Origin of the sequence: Kitasatospora viridis (genome assembly GCF_007829815.1) — a bacterium.
Lineage (GTDB): Bacteria > Actinomycetota > Actinomycetes > Streptomycetales > Streptomycetaceae > Kitasatospora > Kitasatospora viridis.
The window spans coordinates 2,042,693-2,063,414 of sequence record NZ_VIWT01000001.1 but is presented as its reverse complement, the minus strand read 5'-3'; the positions used below and the strand labels follow the sequence as shown (position 1 = coordinate 2,063,414).

The window sequence follows — 20,722 nt, the reverse complement described above, 5'->3', positions numbered from 1 at the left end:
CCGAGCGGCCCGAGGAGCGGAACGCGGAGAGCGTCTTCGTCCCCTGGTCGGAGTGGGTCGGCACGGGCGAGAAGTCCGTGAGCCCGATATCCTCGCTCTCGGGCGGGCCGACGGTCGGTCGTGCCCGCAGTAGCGAGGAGGTGGGTCCGGTCGTTGCGACCGAGGACGAGCCGAACGTCGGCCCTGGTGGGGCCGCGCTCCCGGCTGAGTCGGAGCTGACTGGCGAGGAGCTGGCCGAGGCGATCGGCGAGGACACCTACCGGGTCTCCTCCGACGAGACCGAGGAGGCCCGCCGGGCGCGCTTCGAGCGGGACGCGTTGGGCTTCCTGGACCCGATGTACTCCGCGGCGCTCCGGATGACCCGGAACCCGGCCGATGCCGAGGACCTGCTGCAGGAGGCCTTCGCCAAGGCGTACGCCTCCTTCCACCAGTTCCGCGAGGGCACCAACCTCAAGGCCTGGCTGTACCGCATCCTGACCAACACCTTCATCAACTCGTACCGCAAGAAGCAGCGGGAGCCGCAGCGCACCGCGGCCGAGGAGATCGAGGACTGGCAGCTGGCCCGCGCCGAGTCGCACATGTCGACCGGTCTGCGCTCGGCCGAGACCCAGGCCCTCGACCACCTGCCGGACAGCGACGTGAAGGACGCCCTGCAGGCGATCCCGGAGGAGTTCCGCATCGCGGTCTACCTCGCGGATGTCGAGGGCTTTGCATACAAGGAGATCGCCGACATCATGGGGACCCCCATCGGTACGGTGATGTCCCGGCTGCACCGGGGCCGCCGGCAGTTGCGCGGCATGCTGGAGGACTACGCCCGGGAGCGCGGGCTCGTCCCGGCGGGCAGCGGGGCCGGGCGCGAGGCGAAAGGCACGGGCTCATGAGCTGCGGAGGCCCGCACGAGACGGACTGCCGCGAGGTGCTCGACCACCTCTACGAGTTCCTCGACAACGAGATGTCCGAGGGCGACTGCGCCAAGCTGCGCGAGCACTTCGACGAGTGCTCGCCCTGCCTGGAGAAGTACGGGCTGGAGCAGGCGATCAAGGCCCTGGTCAAGCGGTCCTGCGGGTGCGACAGCACGCCGACCGACCTGCGGTCCAAGGTGCTGGCCCGGATCGACAGCATCCGCGCCGGCCAGCGCAGCGGCGAGCCGGTGGTGGAGGTCGAGCAGACCTCCGGGGCGCACACCGAGGGCGGCCTGCTGACGGCCGGTCAGGTGACGGCGGCGCCCGCCGAATGAGTCAGACCCCAACGGGGGCCCGGGAGTTCGCTCCCGGGCCCCCGTTCGGCTGTCCGGGGGCGGTTGCTCCGTCCGGCCGCGAGCCGGGCGTGTGATGGTGCGTCAGTTCGCTTGAGTCACTCGATCGGGTGAGTGTGGGCGGTGTGGGGCCGGGTAACGCGGCATGCCGGGCCGTACGGCGCCGCCCGCGGCCTATCCTCCTCAAACGAGCCAGACGAGCCAGGCGAGGTGGGGAGGCCGACATCGCTGACGACCGCGGGGGCCGCACGTCCGCAGGATCGACCGCGGCCCCGGAACGGACCCCGGCACCGCTGGGCGGGCCGGCCCGCGGCTACCTGCTGCTGGTGCTGGTCGGCGCCGGCTGCGCGCTGCTGCCGGGACGGCTCGACTGGGCCGGCGCGGTGGACTGGCCCAGGGTCGCGCTGCTCGCCTTCCTGCACGCCTGCTGGGAATCGCTCGCCCAGGGCCTGCCCACCCCGTGCCTGCGGGCCGCCCGGCGGCTGCGCGACGCGCTGCGCCGCGGCGGCCGGCCCGCGCTGCGGGCCGACCAACTCCCCAGCGGCCCCGGCAGCTTCCTGCCGGTGCTCTTCGCCGGCGTGCTGATGCTGCCACCCGCCGCCGCCGCGCTGGTCGCGCTGCCCGCCGCGGTGACCGGGGCGGAGGCCGACCGGCTGCGCCGGGCGTTCAACGCCGCCCAGTTCGCCCTCGCCGCCTGGACCGCCTCGGCCGTCTTCCGCGCGCTCGCCGGCCCCCGGCTGCTGCTCGGCGCCCGCTACCCGGCCGAACTGCTCCCGGCGTTCGCCGCCGTGCTGGCGTTCTGCCTGGTCAACGGCGTGCTGGTGGCCGGCATCCGGCTGCTCACCGAGCCGCCCGCGGCCTGCTGCGCCCGGCTGCCGAGCCGGGTGCTGGCCGCGCTGCCCGGGCCGGCGGCGGTGCTGCACGCGCTCGGCGGCCTGCTGATGGCGGTGCTCTGGCAAGGGCCGTACGGCGCCTTCGCGGCCGTGCTGGCGCTGCTGCCGCTCTCCATCTCGGCCTGGGTGATGGCCCAGGGCCACCGGGAGCGGGCGGCCCACCGGGCCACCGTGGAGGCACTCGTGCAGGCCGTCGAGCTGAAGGACTCCTACACCCGCGGGCACAGCGAACGGGTCGGCCGGGCCTCGGTGCTGATCGCCGGCCAGCTCGGCATCGCGGGCGAGCGGCTGCGCACCCTGCACTTCGCCGGCACCCTGCACGACGTGGGCAAGCTCGGGGTGGCCACCGAACTGCTGCGCAGAAACGGTCCCCTGACCGAGGCCGAGCGCCGGGCCGTCGAGGTGCACCCCGAGTACGGGCACGAGCTGGTGCGCGGCATCGACTTCCTCGGCGAGGCGCACGCCGGCATCCTGCACCACCACGAGCGGATGGACGGCCGGGGCTACCCGCACGGCCTGGCCGGCGAGCGGATCCCGGAGTTCGCCCGGATCATCGCGGTCGCCGACGCCTTCGACTCGATGACCTCCACCCGCTCCTACCGGCGCGGCCGCCCGGTCGGCGAGGCGGTGGCCGAACTGCGCCGGTGCGCCGGCAGCCAGTTCGACCCGGCGATGGTGGAGGCGCTGGTCGTCGCCGTGGACCGGCACGGCTGGCAGCCGGTGCTGCCCGGGCCGGAGCAGCAGGACGCGGCGGTGCCCGACATCCCGCTCGGCGTGCCGGAGCCCGCCCGGGGCGCCCGGTGAGCGGCGCGGCCAGGCAACTGGCCGCGCCGGCCGGAGCACCCGCCACCGGGGCCTCGCTGGTCCGGGCCGCGGCGCTGCTGCTGCTCGCCGCGAGCGGCGCCTGGCTGCTCGCCCGGGGACTGAGCGAGCCCCAGGTCGCGCTCTGCTTCGCGGTGATGGTCACGGTCGGCGAGGCGGTCCGGTTCGGCCTGCCCGGCGAGCGCGGGCACGCCCCGCTGGGCGCCGCCGCCGGGCTGGCGTACGCGCTGCTCGGGCCGCTGCACGGGCTGCCGACCAGCCACGGGGTGCTGCAGGTGGTGGCCGTGGCCGGCACCGGCACGGTGCTCGGCGCGGGGCTGCGCCTCGCGGTGCGGGCGGCCCGGCGGGGCGAGGCCCGGCGGGTCTCGGTGCCCCGGCCGCGGCACGCCGCCGGGCGGGGGCGCCCGGCCCACCCGGTGCGCGAACCCCGGGCCCGGCGCGCCCGGTTGCTGCCCTGGATGGCCGGCCGGCTGGCCGGCGGCTGGGCGGACGGGGCGGCCCGCCGGCTGCTCGCGGTCGGCTTCGCCGCCACCCTGTTCCAGCCCCTCTACACCAGCGGCGCGCTGGACCGGCTGCCGCTGGCCGGGCCGGCCTACGGCGCCTTCCTGGTCGCCGTGGCCGCGCTGGCCGGGCTGGCCGACGCGGTGCTGGCCGCACTCCAGCAGCCCGGCGGCCGGTTCGGAGCCGCCCTGGAGGAGCAGTTGCGCGCGCTGCCCGGGATCGGCTCGGCGATCGCCGCCACCGGGATGCTGATCAGCCTGGCGGCCGGCGAGGTGGGCCTGTGGGCGCTGCCGGTGTTCTGCGTGCCGCTGCTGCTCGCCCAGACCTCGTTCCGCCGGGCCGCCGCCGTCCGCGCCACCTACGGGCAGACCATCGCCACCCTGGCCCGGGCCACCGAGGTGGCCGGCTACACCGCGCCCGGCCACGCCCGCCGGGTGGCCGACACCGCCTGCGCGCTCGGCCGGGAACTCGGCCTGGGCGTCCAGGAGCTGGCGCTGCTGGAGTACGCGGCGCTGATGCACGACATCGGCCAGCTCTCGCTGGTCGAGCCGGTGCCGGCCGGGGCCACCGCGCTGCTGCCCGAGGCCGAGCAGCAGCGGATCGCCCGGCTGGGCAGCGAGGTGATCCGCTGCACCGGCGTGCCGGCGCCGGTCGCCGAGCAGGTGGCCCGCTCGGCCGACCCGCTGACCGGCCCCGACGGCCGGGCCGACCGGAGCCTGCCGCTGGCCGCCCGGATCATCCGGGTGGCCAACGCCCACGAGGACCTGGTCGGCCCGGCCGCCGACGGCGCCGCCGCGCTGCGCGAGCTGCGGGCCCGCAGCGGACTGAGCTACGACCCGGTGGTGGTGGCCGCGCTGGAGCGGCTGCGGGCGGCCGGCCTGGGACCGTGCACGGTGGCACGCGCCGCGAGCGGATGAGCGCCCGGTACGCTCCAGCCCGCACCGGTGACACCGCGAGGTGAGCGCACCCCGCCATCGCCGTGGTTGGATGCGGTCATAGCGTGGAACTACCGAACCGGGGATCGGCCGGCCCCGGCTCCGGCCACTGCGTGGCAGGGCAATGGCGCGGCTCACCGGACATACCAGGAACCAGTAGGACTCAGCGGACCGAGCGGACGGGCGGCAGGGCAACGTGAAGATCTTCCACCGGGCACGGCACCGGCCGTCCGCCACCTGGCGGCAGACGACCGACCGGGCCTTCACGCTGATCGGCGACGGGCGCTACGAGGACGCCGGCGCCCTGCTGGTGATGGCCGCCGACCTGGAGCCCTGGCTCTCCGACTCCTGGTTCAACCTGGCCCTGCTGCACAAGTTCCGCCGGGACTGGGAGCAGGCCCGGGTGGCCGGCCTGCGCGCCGTCGCGCTGCTCGACCGCGACCAGGGCGCGCCGGACTGGTGGAACCTGGGCATCACCGCCACCGCGCTGCAGGACTGGCCGCTGGCCCGGCGGGCCTGGCAGGCCTACGGGCTGAAGCTGCCCGGCGGGGCGGGCGGCGCGGTGGAGGGCCCGGTCCGGCTGGAGCTGGGCACCACGCCGGTGCGGCTCTCCCCGGAGGGCGAGTCCGAGGTGGTCTGGGGCCGCCGGCTCGACCCGGCCCGGGTCGAGGTGCTCTCCATCCCGCTGCCCTCCTCCGGCCGCCGCTGGGGCGAGGTGGTGCTGCACGACGGCGCCCCGCACGGCGAGCGGGTGGCGAACGGCACCGCCTACCCGGTCTTCGACGAGATCGAGCTCTGGGCGCCGTCCCCCGTGCCGACCTACGTGGTGCTGCTGCAGGCCGCCACCGAGGCCGACCGGGACGCGCTGGAGCGGCTGGTGGCCGAGGCCGGCTACGCCGCCGAGGACTGGACCTCCTCGGTGCGGCTGCTCTGCCGGGCCTGCTCGGAGAGCCGGATGGCCGCCGACGACGGCCACACCGCGCACCACGACCCGCACGACGACGGGGACGCCGCGCACCCCGGCCACCTGAGCCACCTGAGCCAGGGCAGCGGCACCGGCGGCTGGTTGGCCGAGCGGGAGTGCGGGATCGCCGCGCCCGCCGGGCTGGTCCGGCTGCTGCTGGACCGCTGGGTCGCCGCCGCGCCGACCACCCGGGCGTACCGGGACGTGGAGGAGGTCTGCTGAGTCGCCCCCGCGGCCCGTAGGCTTGCAGGGTTACCCAGCAGCATCACAGGAGCGGACAGATGGCCGAGCAGCACGACGAGAACGCCCACGAGCACGAGGGCCACGAGCACGAGGAGCCGACCGGTCCGGTCGAGGTGATCGGAGCGGAGCCCGACCTCTCCAAGGGCACCGCGCGCCCGATCACCGTGGTCGGCAACCCCGTGCTGCACCGCGAGTGCCGGCAGGTCACCGAGTTCGACGAGCAGCTCTCGGCGCTGATCGACGACATGTTCCAGTCGATGTACGCGGCCGAGGGCGTCGGCCTGGCGGCCAACCAGATCGGCGTGGACGCCAAGGTGTTCGTCTACGACTGCCCGGACGACCGGAACGTGCGGCACATCGGCCACGTGATCAACCCGGTGCTGGAGGAGCTGCCGGTGGACCGGCGCACCCTGGACGACGGCAACGAGGGCTGCCTCTCGGTGCCGACCGCCTACGCCGAGCTGGCCCGCCCCGAGTACGCGGCGGTCACCGGCCAGGACAAGGACGGCAACGAGATCCGGGTCGAGGGCACCGGCTTCTTCGCCCGCTGCCTGCAGCACGAGACCGACCACCTGAACGGTTACCTCTACATCGACCGGCTCTCCAAGCGGGACCGCAAGGACGCCCTGCGGCAGATGGCCGAGGGCACCCCGAAGTACGCCACGGTGCCGAACGACTGACGGACCGTCCGCTCCGAGCGCGCCGCGGCCCCGGACGGGGTCGCGGCGCTTCGGCGACAGTGGTGCTCGGGACCGTCCGGGGTGCCTGCTATCGTCCGCATCCGCGCGTGGCCGATCACCACCGCCTGCGAACGAAGGAGCGGATTCCCACTGATGCCACAACGCCTGGCGGGCAGCGCGGTTGCCCTCCTCCTTGCCACAGCGGGCATGTCGCTCGCTGCTCCACCGGCCATGGCGGCCGGTGGCACCCAAGCCGTCGACTACCACGGCTACCACCTGACGGTTCCGGCCGACTGGCAGGTCGTCGACCTGTCCCAGAACCCGCACACCTGCGTGCGGTTCGACCGTCACGCGGTCTACCTCGGCACCCCGGGGGCCGAACAGGACTGCCCGGCGCACCTGTCCGGCCGGACCGACGCCGTGCTGATCCAGCCGGTGCCCGCCCCGACGCCCTCCCGGCCCGCCGCTCCGGTGGTGGACCCGGGGGCTCCGCTGCCCGCGAAGGTGCTCGCCGCAGGAGCGGTCGACCACTGGATCGCGGTCCAGCTGCGCGGCACCGGGTTGCAGTTGACGGCCGGTTACCCGGACTCGCCGGACCAGCTGAACGGCATCCTGGCGGCGGCCACCACCGGCACCCCGACCCCCGCCGCGCAGCCGAGCACGACCCCGCGGACCGCTGCTGCCGCGCCGACCGGGACGCCGCAGCCGACCGGGACGCCGACCACCGCCGGGACGCCGGCCACGACCGGGACGCCGCAGCCGACCGGGACGCCGGCCACGACCCCGCAGACCGCCGGCGCCGCGCCGGCCGTGCGGACCACGGCGGTGACGGCGGCCGCCACCACGGTGATACCGGCCACCGACGACTACACCCAGGGCTTCGACGCTTGCGCCGCGCCGTCGGCCGGCCAGATGCAGGCCTGGATGGCGAACTCCCCCTACCGGTCCGTCGGCATCTACATCGGCGGCCCGGCCCAGGCGTGCCCGACCGGTACCCCGGACGCCGGCTGGGTGAGCAGCCGGGCCCAGGAGGGCTGGTCCTTCCTGCCGATCTACGTCGGCCACCAGGTGCTCTCCAAGGACGGACCGCCGATCGCCGCCGATCTGCCGACGGCCACTCAGCAGGGCACCACCGAGGGCCAGGACGCGGTGGCCAAGGCCGGCGCGCTCGGCTTCCAGCAGGGCGCGGTGGTCTACGACGACCTGGAGAACTACGACCGGAGCCAGCCCGGTTACAGCGACCGGGTGCTGGCCTACCTGAACGGCTGGATCTCCGCCGTGAAGAGCGCCGGCTTCCGGGCCGGCGTCTACTCCGGCCCGTACAGCGGGTTGGCCGACCTGGCGGCGCACTACAACGACAGCTCCTTCCCGCGCCCCGACGTGGTCTGGTCGGCGGCCTGGAACTCCTACCACGACACCTCGGACGCCGGCACCGGAATCCCGACCGGGCTGTGGCCGGCCGCCCGCCGGGTGCACCAGTGGGGCAACGGGACCCAGAGCTGGGGCGGGGTGAGCATGAACATCGACGGCGACGCGGAGACCGTCGCCACCACCGCCACCGGCACCTGGATGGCCCCCGGCCAGATGCTGGAGGCCGGCGGGACCCTGAGCAGCTCGACCGCCCTGTTCGGGATGGGCGGCAACGGCGACCTGACCGTCTCGGTGCTCACCGGCGGCGGTCACAGCCAGTGGATCTGGCACACCAACACCCAGGGCAACTCCGGTGCCTACGCGGTGATGCAGCGCGACGGCAACCTGGTGGTCTACACGGCCGCCGGACCGCCGCTGTGGGGCAGCGGGACGAACGGCCAGCCCGGCAACTCGCTCACGGTGCAGGACGACGGCAACGTGGTCGTCCGCCAGGCCTCCGGCACGCCGGTCTGGCACACCGCCACCTACGCCCGCTCGGCCACCATGAACGCCGGCGGCGGCCTGAGCTCGGGCACCTGGACCCAGGGCGCGCTGACCCGACTGGTGATGAACCCGAACGGCAACCTGGCGATGTACCGCACCCGCGACGGCGCGCTGATCTGGCAGACCGGCACCGGCTCCGCCAACGGCGCCTACCTGACCATGCAGACCGACGGCAACCTGGTGGCCTACCAGCAGGGCGGCGGGCCGAGCACCGGCGGCGCGATCTGGAACACCGCCACCTGGGGCAACCCCGGCGCCTACGCGATCATGCAGGACGACGGCAACCTGGTGGTCTACAAGCAGGGCGGCAGCTCCAGCGCCGGCGGTGCGCTGTGGGCCAGCAACACCTGGTCGACCGCGCCCTGACGCGGCGACCGCTCGCACACCCCGGCACGACCGCAGGGGCCGGACCGCGCATCGCGGTCCGGCCCCTGCGGGCATCGGCGGTGGTGACCCGTCAGAACCGGTTCCGGGAGCCGTCCCGGAACCGGTCTCAGAAACCGGTTTCAGAACTCGTCGTCGAACGAGACCGAGCCCTCGACGGCGACCTGGTACGCGGAGACCCGGCGCTCGAAGAAGTTGGTCAGCTCCTGGACGTTCTGCAGCTCCATGAAGCCGAACGGGTTGGTCGAGCCGTAGCGGATCGGCATGCCGAGGCGGGCCAGGCGCTGGTCGGCGACCGCCTCCAGGTACTGGCGCATCGACTCGGTGTTCATGCCGGGCAGGCCCTCGCCGCACAGGTCGCGGGCGAACTGGAGCTCGGCCTCGACGGCCTGCTCCAGCATCTCGGTGACCTGCTGGGCCATCTCGTCGTCGAAGAGGTCGGGCTCCTCCTCGCGGACGGTGTCCACCACGGACATCGCGAAGTCCATGTGCATGGACTCGTCGCGGAAGACCCAGTTGGTGCCGGTGGCCAGGCCGTGCAGCAGGCCGCGGCTGCGGAACCAGTACACGTAGGCGAAGGCGCCGTAGAAGAACAGGCCCTCGACGCAGGCGGCGAAGCAGATCAGGTTGAGCAGGAAGGCCCGGCGGTCGTCCTTGGTCTGCAGCGAGTCGAGGTGGTCGACCGCGTTCATGTACGTGAAGCAGAACTGCGCCTTCTGGTGGATGGAGGGGATGTTCTCCACCGCCGCGAAGGCCGCCGCGCGGTCCTCGGGATCGGGCAGGTAGGTGTCCAGCAGGGTCAGGTAGAACTGGACGTGCACCGCCTCCTCGAACAGCTGCCGGGAGAGGTACAGCCGGGCCTCGGGGGAGTTGATGTGCTTGTAGAGGCTCAGCACCACGTTGTTGGCGACGATCGAGTCACCGGTCGCGAAGAAGGCGACCAGACGGCCGATCAGGTGGCGCTCGCCCTCGCTGAGCTTGGCCAGGTCGGCGACGTCGGAGTGCAGGTCCACCTCCTCCACGGTCCAGGTGTTCTTGATCGCGTCCCGGTACCGGTCGTAGAACGACGGGTAGCGCATCGGACGCAGGGTCAGCTCGAAGCCGGGGTCGAGCAGCATCTTCGTCTGCTTGGTCAAGGAGGTGTCGGTGCGCAGCGCCGCCGATGAGGGGCGGTGGTCGGGCGACGGGAGGGCGGTCACTGGCAGGCCTCGCAGGACTCGGGGTTCTCCAGGGAGCAGGCGATGGCGTCCTGCTCCTCCTGGGACATGGTGGGGGAGGGAACGCTGACCGGGGTGGCGGTCGCGGTGCGGGCCGCGCCGGAGGCGGCCTGGGCGATCCGGGTGGCCGGGCGCGAGCGCAGGTAGTAGGTGGTCTTCAGACCGACCTTCCAGGCGTAGGCGTACATCGAGCTGAGCTTGCCGATGGTCGGCGCCGCCATGAACAGGTTCAGCGACTGGCTCTGGTCGATGTACGGCTGCCGGGCGGCGGCCAGGTCGACCAGCGCGCGCTGCGGCAGCTCCCAGGCGGTGCGGTAGAGCTCGCGCACCGGCTCCGGCAGCCAACCCAGCTCCTGCACCGAGCCGTTGGCGTCGCGCAGCGCGTCCCGGGTCTGCTGGTCCCAGACGCCCAGCTCCTTGAGCTCCTTCACCAGGTACGGGTTGACCTGGAGGAACTCGCCGGACAGCGTCTCGCGCTTGAACAGGTTGGAGACCTGCGGCTCGATGCACTCGTAGACGCCGGCGATCGAGGCGATGGTGGCGGTCGGGGCGATCGCCAGCAGCAGCGAGTTGCGCAGGCCGGTGCGGGCGATGGTGGTGCGCAGCGCCGCCCAGCGGTCGGCCCAGTGCGGGGCGGTCGCGAAGTGGTCGATGTGCAGCTGGCCGCGGGCGGCCCGGGTCTCGGCGTAGGCCGGGTGCTGCCCGAACTGCTCGGCGAGCTCGCTGGAGCGCTCGTAGGCGGTCAGCATGATCCGCTCGGCGATCAGCGTGGAGAGCTCCTTCGCCTCGGGCGAGTCGAAGTTCAGCCGCAGCTTGAAGAAGACGTCCTGCAGGCCCATCACGCCCAGGCCGACCGGCCGCCAGCGCGAGTTGGAGGTGCCGGCCTCCTTGGTCGGGTAGAAGTTGATGTCCACCACGCGGTCCAGGAAGGTCACGGCGGTGCGCACGGTGGCGTCCAGCCGCTCCCAGTCCATCGCGTTCAGCAGGTCGGCCGCCGAGGCGCCGGCGGCGACGTGGGCACCGAGGTTGACCGAGCCGAGGTTGCAGACCGCGGTCTCGGAGTCGTCGGTGACCTCCAGGATCTCGGTGCACAGGTTGGAGGAGTGCACCGTGCGGCCCGGCAGCGCGGTCTGGTTGGCGGCCCGGTTGGAGGCGTCCTTGAAGGTCATCCAGCCGTTGCCGGTCTGCGCCAGGGTGCGCATCATCCGGGCGTACAGGGTCTGCGCGGGGATGGTGCGCACGGCCTTGCCGGCCTGCTCGGCCTTCAGGTAGGCCTCGTCGAACTCCTCGCCCCACAGGTCGACCAGCTCGGGCACGTCGGCCGGGGAGAACAGCGACCAGTCGGCGTTCGCGTTCACCCGGCGCATGAACTCGTCCGGGATCCAGTGCGCGAGGTTGAGGTTGTGGGTCCGGCGGGCCTCCTCGCCGGTGTTGTCCCGCAGCTCCAGGAACTCCTCGATGTCCGCGTGCCAGGTCTCCAGGTAGACGCAGGCCGCACCCTTGCGCCGGCCGCCCTGGTTGACCGCCGCCACCGAGGAGTCCAGGGTGCGCAGGAACGGCACGATGCCGTTGGACTTGCCGTTGGTGCCGCGGATCAGGCTGCCGCGCGAGCGGATCCGGCTGTAGGAGAGGCCGATGCCGCCGGCGTGCTTGGACAGCCGGGCGATCTGGGCGTACCGCTCGTAGATCGAGTCCAGGTTGTCCAGCGGCGAGTCCAGCAGGTAGCAGCTGGACATCTGCGGGTGCCGGGTACCGGAGTTGAAGAGCGTGGGCGAGCTGGTCAGGTACTCCAGCCGGCTCATCAGCCGGTAGAGCTCGGCGACCTCGGCCACCGACTCGGCCGAGTCGCCGACCGCGAGCCCGGCCGCGACCCGGAGCAGGAAGTACTGCGGGGTCTCCACCACCTTGCGGGTGATCGGGTGCCGCAGCAGGTAGCGGGACTGCACGGTGCGCAGCCCGAAGTACTCGAACCGGTCGTCACCGGCCGGGTCCACCAGCGCGTTGAAGGCCTCGGCGTGCTTGGCCACCAGGTCGGCGGTGGTGTCGCCGATCAGGCCCTCGGCGTGGCCCGCCGCCACCGAGGCGGAGAACGAGACGGCGCCCTGGGAGACCGCCTCGTCGGTGATCTCCTGGGCCAGCAGGCGGGCGGCCAGCTTCGAGTACTGGGGGTCCTCGGCGATCATCGAGGCGGCGGCGTCCACGGCCAGCCCGCGCAGCTCGGCGAAGTCCGAACCGGCGTGGCGGCCGCGCAGCGCGGCGGCGGCGACGTGGCCGGGGTCCACCTGGGGGAGGTCGGCGCTCCGGTCGGTGAGCAGCCGCAGCAAGTCCGCACCGGGGTCGGACTGGGTGTCGGCGAGTCCCTGCGAGGGCAGGGCAACTGAGGCGGCGACGGTCAAGGCGCACTCTCTCCTGGTGGCGGCGGACAGCGGACGTCCGGGGCCGCGCAGGGCAGGGCAGGGCGGCGCGCGGAACCATGCCGGCGCGCGTCAGCACCCTGGCCCACCCGCGAGGCCCGGACGTGTGTGGCAGTGCTTGGAGGCCTTGGCGGGAAGGCCGGGTGGCACACCGTCGGCAGGTCATCGGACTCGCGGGCAGCGCCCGCTCACCGCTGCGGGGCAGTCCCGGACTTCCACCGGGTTCCCCTGCTTCGACAGCGCTAGTGAGCATACATGTAGTGGTGCGGGGCCTGTGGACCACCACATGTAGTGTGGCGCGTCGTGGCGGAGCGGTGACGGAGGCACGGGTTCCGGCGGCTCGGCAGGGCACGGATTGGTTACCTCAAGCGCGCTCCTGACGGTCCATGGCCTACGATCTCGCCTCATGAGCGAGGGGAACGAGACGCCGGCCGAGTGGACCCGCGGGCCTGCCCGACCGGGGGAGGGGGAGCCGCAGCCTCCCCACGGGGGGCCAGGATCCGTCACTCCGCCGCAGGGGGGCTTCGGCCCGCCGCAGGGCGGCTTCGGTCCGCCGCCCGAGTGGTACGGCCCGGCGGGCGGCCAGCCCCAGCCCGGGGCCGGTGGTTACGGCCAGCCGCAGCCGCAGGCCGGTGGTTACGGCCAGCCGCAGCCCGCGGCCGGCGGCTACGGCTACCCGCAGCCCGAACCGACCAAGCCCAACCTGCTGGTGCCGATGGGCACCGGCGACCAGGGCGGGCCGGACTGGGCCGCGATGGCCGACGCCCACGAGCGCGGCGCCCGCAAGAAGCGCCGGCTCCGGGTCGGCATCGCCCTGGTGGGCGTGCTGGCGCTGGCCGGCGCGGCGACCGTCGCGGTGCTGCACTTCACCGGGAAGAAGTCCTCGTCGGACCAGTCGGTCAAGCCGGCGCCGACCGGGCCGGCCGCGCCGGGCGAGTGCATAGCTCCGACGCCGGCGGCTTCGGCGGCCAGCAACACCAATGACGCGAGCGTCGGCGGCGGTGGCCAGGTCGGCACCGTGGACGGCCACACCGGCTCCGCCCTGACCGTGCACGGGACGCCGGACGGCTACGCCGAGTCGAACTCGGTGGTGCTGAACACCTGCAAGAGCTTCACCGTCTCCGCGGTGGTCCGCAACGACGCGCCGACCGGCGGCCGGGCCGCGGTCTCCCAGGGCGGCGACGGGTTCTTCTCGTACTACCTGGGCCGCGACTTCTGGGGCGACCACAACCAGTGGGTCTTCAAGGTGCAGACCGCGGCGTCGGACAGCAGCAGCCGCGAGGCGCTGTCCACCGCACCGGCGACCACCGGCCAGTGGACCACGCTGACCGGCGTGTACGACGCCGGCAACAAGTCGATCGCGCTCTACGTCGACGGCGTGCTGACGCAGACCACACCGGTGCCCGGGATCCTCTCGACCAACGGCCCGATCGAGATCGGCCGGGCCCGCTTCAAGTCCCAGTGGACCGACTCCTGGAGCGGCTCGATCGCCGACGTCCAGATCTGGGAGCGCCCGCTGGCCCCGGACGTCATCGCCCAGCTGGCCAAGACCCGCTCGGCCGACGTCGGTCCGCGCGCCTCCTGGTACCGGTACTGACGGCGCGACAGGTCAGCTCCGCACGGAGCCGCACAACAATGGGGAAACGGCCCGTCGACTCCCTCCCACCCTGTGGCATGCTTCAGCCGACCGTCTGAGGTATCGATCGGGGTGGGGGCGATGGTCGCGGGACCAGCAGCGGGAGCGGGACGGGAACTGCCCCGGGGAGTGCGGGCGGCCGCGCTGATGTGCATCGGCTGGGCGCTCGTCCGTGCGGCCTGGACCGGCTACAACGCCGCCGTCCAGACCGGCGTGGGCGTCTTCTTCAAGGGCCTGTTCTACTACGGGTCGCACGACGGCACCGCGAACGTCGACTCGACCAGCTTCAGCTACGCCGTGCTCTTCGGCCTGGCCGGCGTCCTGCTGCTGCGCGGCAGCGTCTGGAGCCGGGGCTTCGTGCTCGCCCTCGCCGCGACCGACGCCTACGGCCGGCTGCGCAGCCTCACCGGTGCGCTCCTCGACCCCAGCCAGGTCGACTGGTTCACCGGCCGGTTGGAGGGGCAGCTGCGCCTGGCCACCATGGTGATCGGCGTCGTGCTGTTCGTGGTGCTGCTCGTGCTGCTCCGCTCGCACCTGCGGGCGGGCGCGGCGGCCGGGCCGTCGATCGGGACCGGGCCGTCGGTCGGAGCCGCACCGCCGGTCGGGACCGCGCCGTGGGCGGGGCCGTCCTACCCCGCGCCGGGCGGCTACCAGCCGACGCAGCCGGTGCAGTTGCCGCAGCCGGTGCAGGGGGGCTGGCCGGCCCCCGGGTACCCGGGCGGCGTTCCGGCGCAGCCGAATCCGTACGCCGGGCCGGTGCCGGGCGGCTACGGCCAGCCGCAGCCGCCGGTGGGCGGGTACCAGCCGCCGCCCCCGCCCGGCCCCGGCGGGCCGGTCTGACGGAGGGTCCGCCTGACGGAGGGTCGGCCTGACCCGGGGTCGGCTGCGGCCGCCGGGCCTACGGCTGCGGCGGTGGTTGCTTCGCCAGCGCGGCCGTGATGTTCGACTCCAGGAACGGCGTGATGTAATCCAGGCCGTCGTCGGTGAAGTGCACGCTGTCCTTGAACAGGTCCTCGCCCCCCGGGGTCTCGGTCCGGCAGCGGCCGCCCGGGCAGAGCGCGCCCTGCAGGTCGAGCAGCCGCACCTGCGGACTGTGCGCCACCACGAAGCTGGTCAGGATCTGGTTGTAGCAGTGCCCCCAGAGGGTCGGGACGGCGCCCGTGCGGTCACGGTCGTTGGACACCAGGACCGGTGCCTTCGGGGCGGCGTCCGCCCAGACCGTGGCGGCCAGGTCGAGCTGGTTCAGGTACCGCTCGCGGTAGGCCTCGTCGCACGGGGTGAGCCAGCGGCCGTCCACGAGCTGGGCGGTGGCGTCCCAGTCGAGGTGCACCACGATGACGGACGGCGAACTGCTGCCGATCTCCTGGGCCCAGACCCGGTTCCAGGCCCGGCAGGCGGGGGTGATGGCGTGCACGATCCGGGTGGCGTCCTCCACCTTCGTGGAGCCCATCACCCCGCAGCCGGGCACCCCGTCGTCCACCACGGCGAACTTCCCGGCGCCGTGCTCGGCCAGCGCACTCGCGTAGTCGTTGGCCAGTGAATCACCGAGGGTCAGCACCACCGGCTTCCCGTCGGGGCGCATCTGCGCCGCGTAGTACTTCGGCAGTTCCTGCGCGCCGAACACCACGGCGGCGCAGCTCACGGCGAGGATCGGCACGGCCTTCGGCAGCCGCCAGCGCAACTGCCGGACCCGCTCGGTGACCACGTAGTGCAGGAGCAGCGAGAACAGCCAGGAGAACAGGCCGCCCACCAGGAGCAGGGCGTAGGGCCGGATGGTCGGGACGGCCTTCAGCAGCAGCCAGTAGATCGGCAGGTGGATGAGGTACATGGCGTACGACATCTTGCCGATCTCGACCAGCGGACCGAACGAGAACACCCGGACCAGCGGCCCCCGGTCGTGGCACAGGCAGGCGGTGAGGACGCTGGCCACCACGGCGACGCCGGCGATGCCGCCGGTGTACAGCCAGGGCTCGTGGTAGGAGCCGGTCACCACGCTCGCGGCCACCAGGGCGCCGAGCGCGAGCAGGCCGAGCAGGGTGAGCAGCACGGTGCCGAACCCGGCCCGGCCGGCGGCCGACTCGCCCGGCGCGGGCCGCACGTACCCCTTGCGCGCCCGCCGCAGGTGGACGGCGTGCACGATCGCCGCGCCGGCCCCGCCGGCCACGAACCCGACCGCGCGGACCTGGGTGCTGAGGTAGAGCGCGTCGCTGTTGCTGCCGTTGTACAGCAGCGGCGCGACGGTGGCGGCGCCGCCGAGCAGCAGCAGGAGCAGCACCGTGACGGCCACGGTCGATCGCCGGCAGACCCACAGCAGGACCGTGAGGACCAGCGGCCACACCAGGTAGAACTGCTCGGTGATGCTGAGCGACCACATGTGGCCCAGCGCGTCGACCTGCCCGAAGCCGGTCCAGTAGGCCTGGCCGTGGCTGATCTGCGCCCAGTTGGCGAACTGCCCCAGGGCCGCGACGGCTTGCCAGGACAGGTCCTTCACCTCGGGCAGGGTGCCGCAGAGGAAGGCCGCCCCGACCGTCAGCAGCAGGGTGACCACCAGGGCCGGGGTGAGTCGCTTGAACCGTCGGACGTAGAAGGCGAAGATCCGGATCCGGCCGGTGGCGTGCTTCTCGCGGAGCAGCAGCAGGGTGATCAGGAAGCCGGAGAGGACCATGAAGACGTCCACGCCGAACAGGCCGTTGCTGAACCAACTGGTGTGGTAGAGCAGCACGGAGAGGATCGCGAGCCCGCGCAGGCCGTCCACGGCCGGGAAGTAGCCGCGGTAGCCGACCACCGGCGGCCGGCCCTTCGGCTCGCGCTGCTGCGCACCGGGCTCCCCCGACTGCTGCTGCCCGGCGTCCGCGCCGTCAGGCTCCCCGCCCTGCGGCGGCGGGGGGCTGTCGGCGGCAGTGCCGGGGGGCTCGGGGGCGGCCTTCATGGGTCTGGCTCCAAGTCGGGTTCAGAGGGTGGTGCGGTGGGCTGACCGGGGCGCGGCTCAGCCGCCGGTCGCCCAGCTGTCGAAGCAGGTGCGGATGGTCTGGGCCGCCGGCCGGCCCAGCCAGGAGTCGCTGCGGTCGTGCTGCGGGTCGGCGGTCTGCGGATCCTGGTGCAGGTCGTACCGCCACCAGTACAGGCCGGAGAGGTGGCGGTCCTTGGCGACCTGGCAGGCCGCGGCGAACCAGTTGGCCTGGGTGGTGAGGTTCCGGTTGCCGCCGCCGTTGCCCCACACGCCGGGGTGGGCGTACGCGCCGTTCTCGGCCGGCGCGTCCACCTCGTAGAAGAGCGCGTTCGGGAGCGGGCCGGTGGCCTTGCCGTCGAGCCAGCTGTTCCAACCGTCCACCAGCTGCTGGATGCCGGCGCTGTCGGGGACGTTCTTGAGCGGAGGGTAGGCGTCCACGCCGATCCGGGACACCGGGATGTTGATCGGGTCCGCCACGTAGCTGTCCCAGTTGGCGGCGTAGGTCAGCTCACCGGAGTAGATCGTCTTCGCCTGGTTCACCGTTTCCGCCCAGCGCGGATCGGGCTGCATCGAGGTGAACTCGGTGCCGATGACGAAGGTGTCGACCTTGTCCTGCTGGGCCTCCTTCAGGTACGGCGCCAGGAAGGCGTCGTAGGACTGGAACCAGGCCGCCGGGCTGCTGGGGTGGATGGTGCCGCGCCACTCCTTGGCGGACACCGCGGTCAGGGAGGACTCGTCCAGGGTCGGGCGGACGGTGACGCGCAGGCCCGCGGCCTTCGCGGACCGGACCGCCATGGCCAGCCGCGCCGGTGACGGGGTGTCCGAGCCGTCGCTGACCGCGCTGGCGCTGGGGCCCGCGGTGTTGAACGGGAAGGAGATGGAGATCGAGTTGGCGTCCAGCGCCAGCACGTAGTCGATCATTCGGTTGATCTTGAGCTGGACGGTCTGGTCGGTGTCCTTGGAGGTGTCCGCCCAGAAGACCTGGATCCCAAGCTCGGGCTTGCCGGGTTGCCAGGGGAAGTGCACCCGGCTGGTCGGCGTGCTCGCCGCACTGGGCGCGTCGGCCGGTGCGGCCGGGGTGTCGCTCTCGACCGGGATCGGCGGTGGCGGCGGACCGGCGTCGGTCGTCCCCAGGGCACAACCGCTGACGGCCGCCAGCAGGAGCACGGTGAGGCCCGCCGTCAGCGCCCGGAACCGGTTGCGCGTCATCAGAGTTGACACAGTGTTGCTCCAAGGATGGTGCGTGTCCGGTCGGCCCGCGGGGCGGGGGCCCCGAGGTAGCGGCGTCGGGACGGGCTCACGCGGGTTTGGCGATCACGACGAACTTGTTCTCGGTGCCGCGCAGGAAGCGCAGGAAACCGCGGAACACCGCCAGGCCCTCGTAGAGCGAGAAGAACGGGATGAGGCCGACCACCGCGATCGGCTCCCACCAGGCACGGCGGGCGTCCGCGGAGACGGTGACGTTGAGCTTGAGGCCCTCCCAGTACATCCACACGCCGGACGCGACGTTCATCGCCCAGAGCGGCAGGATCACCCGGGTGAAGGGGGAGGTGTTCAGGTCGCCGAGCAGCGCGCCCAGCGCCAGGATGATGCCCACGTGCTGGAAGAGGCCGAGCGTCCAGGCCGTGACGTTGTACATCAGCAGCAGACGGCTCTTCAGCGGGACGGTCCGGTTGAAGGCGAGGGCGATCAACCCCCAGGCCCAGCGCTCGCGCTGCTTCATCAGGTCCTGCATGGTGGCGGGCGACGCCCCGTAGCAGGCACCGGAGAACCAGTCGCTGCGCCCCTTGTAGCGGGCGCAGAAGTGCAGGGCGAGCTGGGCGTCCTCGACGATGGCCTTGGGGCCGAAGTCCCAGCCGATGGTCGCCTCGATCGAGGAGCGGATCAGCAGCAGTTCGCCGTGCAGGCCGGCGTAGGGGGTGCCGCTGCCGGTCATCACCGCGAAGAGCGTGATGTCGCAGGACGGGCGGACCGAATCGGCGAGCCAGGTCATCCGGTTGACGGCCAGTTCGCGGGGGTAGGTCAGGACCCCCTGGGCCAGGTGCTTGGCGTCCGCACCGGCCCGGCGCTGGGCGTTGATGAACCGGGCCATCGCGGCGGCGGTGTCGGCTCCCACGCCGGTGTCGTCGTCCATGTGCAGGACCCAGACGTCGTCGACCGCCTCGCCCTCGGCGATCCGCAGCTCGTGGGAGTAGTTGTTGGCCCGGGCCTTGAAGCGGGTGCCGTTGGGCGTGCGGTAGTCGCGCGGCACGACGACCACGCGGAAGACCGGGTCGGTCAGCGCCAGCGCGTCGATGTCCGGCTGGGCCTCGCAGCCCTCCTCGGTGATGATGTCGATCCGCAGGTGGGGGAAGAAGCCGGGCAGGTACTTGGCGTAGCTGAGCACCGCCCGTTCCAGCGCGGGGTAGGTGTCGTGCCGGCCGATCGTCGGCACCACGACCAGCAGCGTGTCGTCCTCGGCGCGCTGCGGCTTGCCCCAGTGGCGCTGCCTGCGCATCCGTCGGCTGGTGAGCAGGGCGCCGAGCAGACCCACTGCCGAGGCGAGGGTCGGCAGGGTCCACACCACGGTGGTGATCCAGCCGATCAGACCGGTCCGGGAGGAGTAGGTGCTCCAGGAGATGCCCAGACAGAGGCAGAACGTGATCAAGAACGGCAGGAAGGACGGACGCCAATCGGCCTGTCGTCTCAACTGCTTGGCTTCTAGACGGGTGAGCGTCACCCCGGTCCTCCTGACAACCCATCCCCGTGGGGTGCCGGCACCGGCGGTCACCGGGTCGCAGTGCGGGAGCGCAGATGGCTGCTTCCGCTACTGCCTTCGGTGCGCGCCGTGATGCCAGATCGGAGTCGTCAACGCCCCCGCCCCCATACTGCTCGTATGCGAAGAACGTCTGGCGGGGAAGGCTAGAAGAGCTCGCATCCCACCGGCAGACCAGAGGGATAATACGCTGAGCACTCTGAAGGTTTGCTGGGGTGGTGGTCGCCGCGGAGGCCGCGAAGCGCCCCTTTTCCAAGCGATTCGGGGCATTTGCCGACCGCAGTCAGTTCGCCGTCGATCACCCGTGACCAAATCGTTGTTGTGCGATGTGATGCGGTGTGAGCTGCGTCGCGTTCGAGCGGCGGGCCGGCTGACCGTGGTTCAGAAGCGCATTTCGTACACCCAGAGCTCGATCTCAGGGCGCGGGCGCCAGTCGCGCTCCGGGGCCCGGTGGAAGCCGACCCGCTCGTAGATCCGGTGGGCGGCGCGCATGCCCGGGCGGGTGGAGAAGGCCATGCCGACCAGGCCGAGCTCGCGGCTGCGGGCGACGCAGGCGCGCACCAGGGCCTCGCCCACGCCCCGGCCACGGGCCGCGGCCGCGGCGGCGAGCATCCGGATCTCGCCCTCCTCGGGGGCGGCGATGTCGGCCCAGGGCTGCCCGCCGACCGCGAAGGTGACGCAGCCGAGCACCCGCTGGTCGGCCGGGTCGACGGCGACCAGCAGTTCGGCCTCGGCGGCCCGGCGGCGGGCGTCGCGCAGCAGGGTCACGTAGTCGGCGGTGGGGGCGGTGTGACCGTCGCCGACGAAGGCCTCGACCGTCACCTCACCCGCGGCGTCGAGATCGGCTTCGGTCGCGGTCCGGATGAGGATGTCCATCGGGCAAGTGTGCCAAGCCGCAGGTCGGAGGCGGCGGGGAGGGTGCCGCGCAGCCGGCCGGGGTCGGCCGGGGCCGGCGGGACGGGGTCGGGGTCGGTGGTGTGCAGACGGTCGGAGCGGGCGGGATCGGTCGGGTAGCCGGTCGGGCGGTGCCAGTTGTCCCGGCCCTGGCGGGCGGCGCGGTCCACGTCCCGGCCGACCAGGTGGCCGAGCACGCCGATCCCGCTGACCAGGCCGGTGAAGGCCAGGACGGTGGCGATGGTGGAGGGGTTCATGTCCTCCA

Annotated in this window: 16 protein-coding genes and 1 riboswitch; of the genes, 9 read left to right on the top strand and 7 right to left on the bottom strand. The window is 73.0% G+C overall.

Annotated elements, in window-relative coordinates:
- Window positions 1-230: 230 nt before the first annotated feature.
- From FHX73_RS09060 to FHX73_RS09030, 7 genes are all read left to right on the top strand, one after another.
- Window positions 231-881 (top strand): sigma-70 family RNA polymerase sigma factor, encoded by a 651-nt coding sequence (locus FHX73_RS09060; protein WP_170305055.1) that lies wholly within the window; start codon window positions 231-233, stop codon window positions 879-881.
- Window positions 878-1,237, top strand: a complete 360-nt coding sequence (gene rsrA / locus FHX73_RS09055; RefSeq protein WP_145904502.1) for a mycothiol system anti-sigma-R factor — start codon at window positions 878-880, stop codon at window positions 1,235-1,237. Before FHX73_RS09060 ends, rsrA begins: the two co-directional genes overlap by 4 nt.
- 344 nt (window positions 1,238-1,581) lie before the next feature.
- Window positions 1,582-2,952, top strand: a complete 1,371-nt coding sequence (locus FHX73_RS09050) for an HD-GYP domain-containing protein (protein WP_246213430.1) — start codon at window positions 1,582-1,584, stop codon at window positions 2,950-2,952.
- Window positions 2,949-4,388: an HD-GYP domain-containing protein gene (locus tag FHX73_RS09045; protein WP_246213429.1), complete on the top strand. Its 1,440-nt coding sequence runs from the start codon at window positions 2,949-2,951 to the stop codon at window positions 4,386-4,388. The genes FHX73_RS09050 and FHX73_RS09045 overlap by 4 nt, the downstream gene beginning before the upstream one ends.
- A 214-nt stretch (window positions 4,389-4,602) precedes the next feature.
- Entirely contained in the window at window positions 4,603-5,592 is a 990-nt protein-coding gene (locus FHX73_RS09040; RefSeq protein WP_145904501.1) for a hypothetical protein, read from the top strand.
- A 59-nt stretch (window positions 5,593-5,651) separates the two neighbouring features.
- Complete coding sequence (gene def, locus FHX73_RS09035; RefSeq protein WP_145904500.1) at window positions 5,652-6,293, top strand: peptide deformylase; 642 nt, start codon at window positions 5,652-5,654, stop codon at window positions 6,291-6,293.
- Between the two features lie 207 nt (window positions 6,294-6,500).
- Window positions 6,501-8,573: a glycoside hydrolase domain-containing protein gene (locus FHX73_RS09030; protein WP_170304876.1), complete on the top strand. Its 2,073-nt coding sequence runs from the start codon at window positions 6,501-6,503 to the stop codon at window positions 8,571-8,573.
- Between the two features lie 140 nt (window positions 8,574-8,713).
- On the opposite strand, the gene FHX73_RS09025 is transcribed toward FHX73_RS09030, so the two are convergent.
- The gene (locus tag FHX73_RS09025) at window positions 8,714-9,709 is read right to left on the bottom strand and encodes a ribonucleotide-diphosphate reductase subunit beta (RefSeq protein ID WP_246213796.1); all 996 of its coding nucleotides are present in this window, start codon (window positions 9,707-9,709) and stop codon (window positions 8,714-8,716) included.
- 77 nt (window positions 9,710-9,786) lie between these two features.
- Window positions 9,787-12,204, bottom strand: coding sequence for a ribonucleoside-diphosphate reductase subunit alpha (locus tag FHX73_RS09020; protein ID WP_145904497.1), 2,418 nt, complete (start codon window positions 12,202-12,204; stop codon window positions 9,787-9,789).
- A 157-nt stretch (window positions 12,205-12,361) separates the two neighbouring features.
- Window positions 12,362-12,481, bottom strand: a riboswitch (cobalamin riboswitch).
- Between the two features lie 147 nt (window positions 12,482-12,628).
- Here FHX73_RS09020 and FHX73_RS09015 point away from each other — a divergent pair.
- Together FHX73_RS09015 and FHX73_RS09010 are read left to right on the top strand one after the other, a co-directional pair.
- Window positions 12,629-13,819 (top strand): LamG domain-containing protein, encoded by a 1,191-nt coding sequence (locus tag FHX73_RS09015; RefSeq protein WP_145904496.1) that lies wholly within the window; start codon window positions 12,629-12,631, stop codon window positions 13,817-13,819.
- Between the two features lie 120 nt (window positions 13,820-13,939).
- Entirely contained in the window at window positions 13,940-14,698 is a 759-nt protein-coding gene (locus tag FHX73_RS09010; protein ID WP_145904495.1) for a hypothetical protein, read from the top strand.
- Window positions 14,699-14,756: 58 nt separating this feature from the next.
- Here FHX73_RS09010 and FHX73_RS09005 read toward each other — a convergent pair whose 3' ends face one another.
- From FHX73_RS09005 to FHX73_RS08985, 5 genes are all read right to left on the bottom strand, one after another.
- A complete protein-coding gene (locus tag FHX73_RS09005; RefSeq protein ID WP_145904494.1) occupies window positions 14,757-16,787 on the bottom strand; it encodes an acyltransferase family protein in 2,031 nt (676 codons plus the stop codon).
- Between the two features lie 57 nt (window positions 16,788-16,844).
- The gene (locus tag FHX73_RS09000) at window positions 16,845-18,017 is read right to left on the bottom strand and encodes a glycoside hydrolase family 113 (RefSeq protein ID WP_145904493.1); all 1,173 of its coding nucleotides are present in this window, start codon (window positions 18,015-18,017) and stop codon (window positions 16,845-16,847) included.
- A gap of 88 nt (window positions 18,018-18,105) precedes the next feature.
- Window positions 18,106-19,527, bottom strand: coding sequence for a glycosyltransferase family 2 protein (locus tag FHX73_RS08995; protein WP_145904492.1), 1,422 nt, complete (start codon window positions 19,525-19,527; stop codon window positions 18,106-18,108).
- Between the two features lie 417 nt (window positions 19,528-19,944).
- Complete coding sequence (locus FHX73_RS08990) at window positions 19,945-20,439, bottom strand: GNAT family N-acetyltransferase (RefSeq protein ID WP_145904491.1); 495 nt, start codon at window positions 20,437-20,439, stop codon at window positions 19,945-19,947.
- The gene (locus tag FHX73_RS08985) at window positions 20,382-20,714 is read right to left on the bottom strand and encodes a hypothetical protein (protein WP_145904490.1); all 333 of its coding nucleotides are present in this window, start codon (window positions 20,712-20,714) and stop codon (window positions 20,382-20,384) included. The genes FHX73_RS08990 and FHX73_RS08985 overlap by 58 nt, the downstream gene beginning before the upstream one ends.
- Window positions 20,715-20,722: the final 8 nt, after the last annotated feature.

What these genes read in the sequence shown, in the direction of transcription:
- rsrA (WP_145904502.1), top strand. Translation starts at nt 878, where the DNA reads ATGAGCTGCGGAGGCCCGCACGAGACGGACTGCCGCGAGGTGCTCGAC.
- def (WP_145904500.1), top strand. Translation starts at nt 5,652, where the DNA reads ATGGCCGAGCAGCACGACGAGAACGCCCACGAGCACGAGGGCCACGAG.
- FHX73_RS09030 (WP_170304876.1), top strand. Translation starts at nt 6,501, where the DNA reads ATGTCGCTCGCTGCTCCACCGGCCATGGCGGCCGGTGGCACCCAAGCC.
- FHX73_RS09025 (WP_246213796.1), bottom strand. Translation starts at nt 9,709, where the DNA reads ATGCTGCTCGACCCCGGCTTCGAGCTGACCCTGCGTCCGATGCGCTAC.
- FHX73_RS09015 (WP_145904496.1), top strand. Translation starts at nt 12,629, where the DNA reads ATGAGCGAGGGGAACGAGACGCCGGCCGAGTGGACCCGCGGGCCTGCC.
- FHX73_RS09010 (WP_145904495.1), top strand. Translation starts at nt 13,940, where the DNA reads ATGGTCGCGGGACCAGCAGCGGGAGCGGGACGGGAACTGCCCCGGGGA.
- FHX73_RS09005 (WP_145904494.1), bottom strand. Translation starts at nt 16,787, where the DNA reads ATGAAGGCCGCCCCCGAGCCCCCCGGCACTGCCGCCGACAGCCCCCCG.
- FHX73_RS09000 (WP_145904493.1), bottom strand. Translation starts at nt 18,017, where the DNA reads ATGACGCGCAACCGGTTCCGGGCGCTGACGGCGGGCCTCACCGTGCTC.
- FHX73_RS08990 (WP_145904491.1), bottom strand. Translation starts at nt 20,439, where the DNA reads ATGGACATCCTCATCCGGACCGCGACCGAAGCCGATCTCGACGCCGCG.
- FHX73_RS08985 (WP_145904490.1), bottom strand. Translation starts at nt 20,714, where the DNA reads ATGAACCCCTCCACCATCGCCACCGTCCTGGCCTTCACCGGCCTGGTC.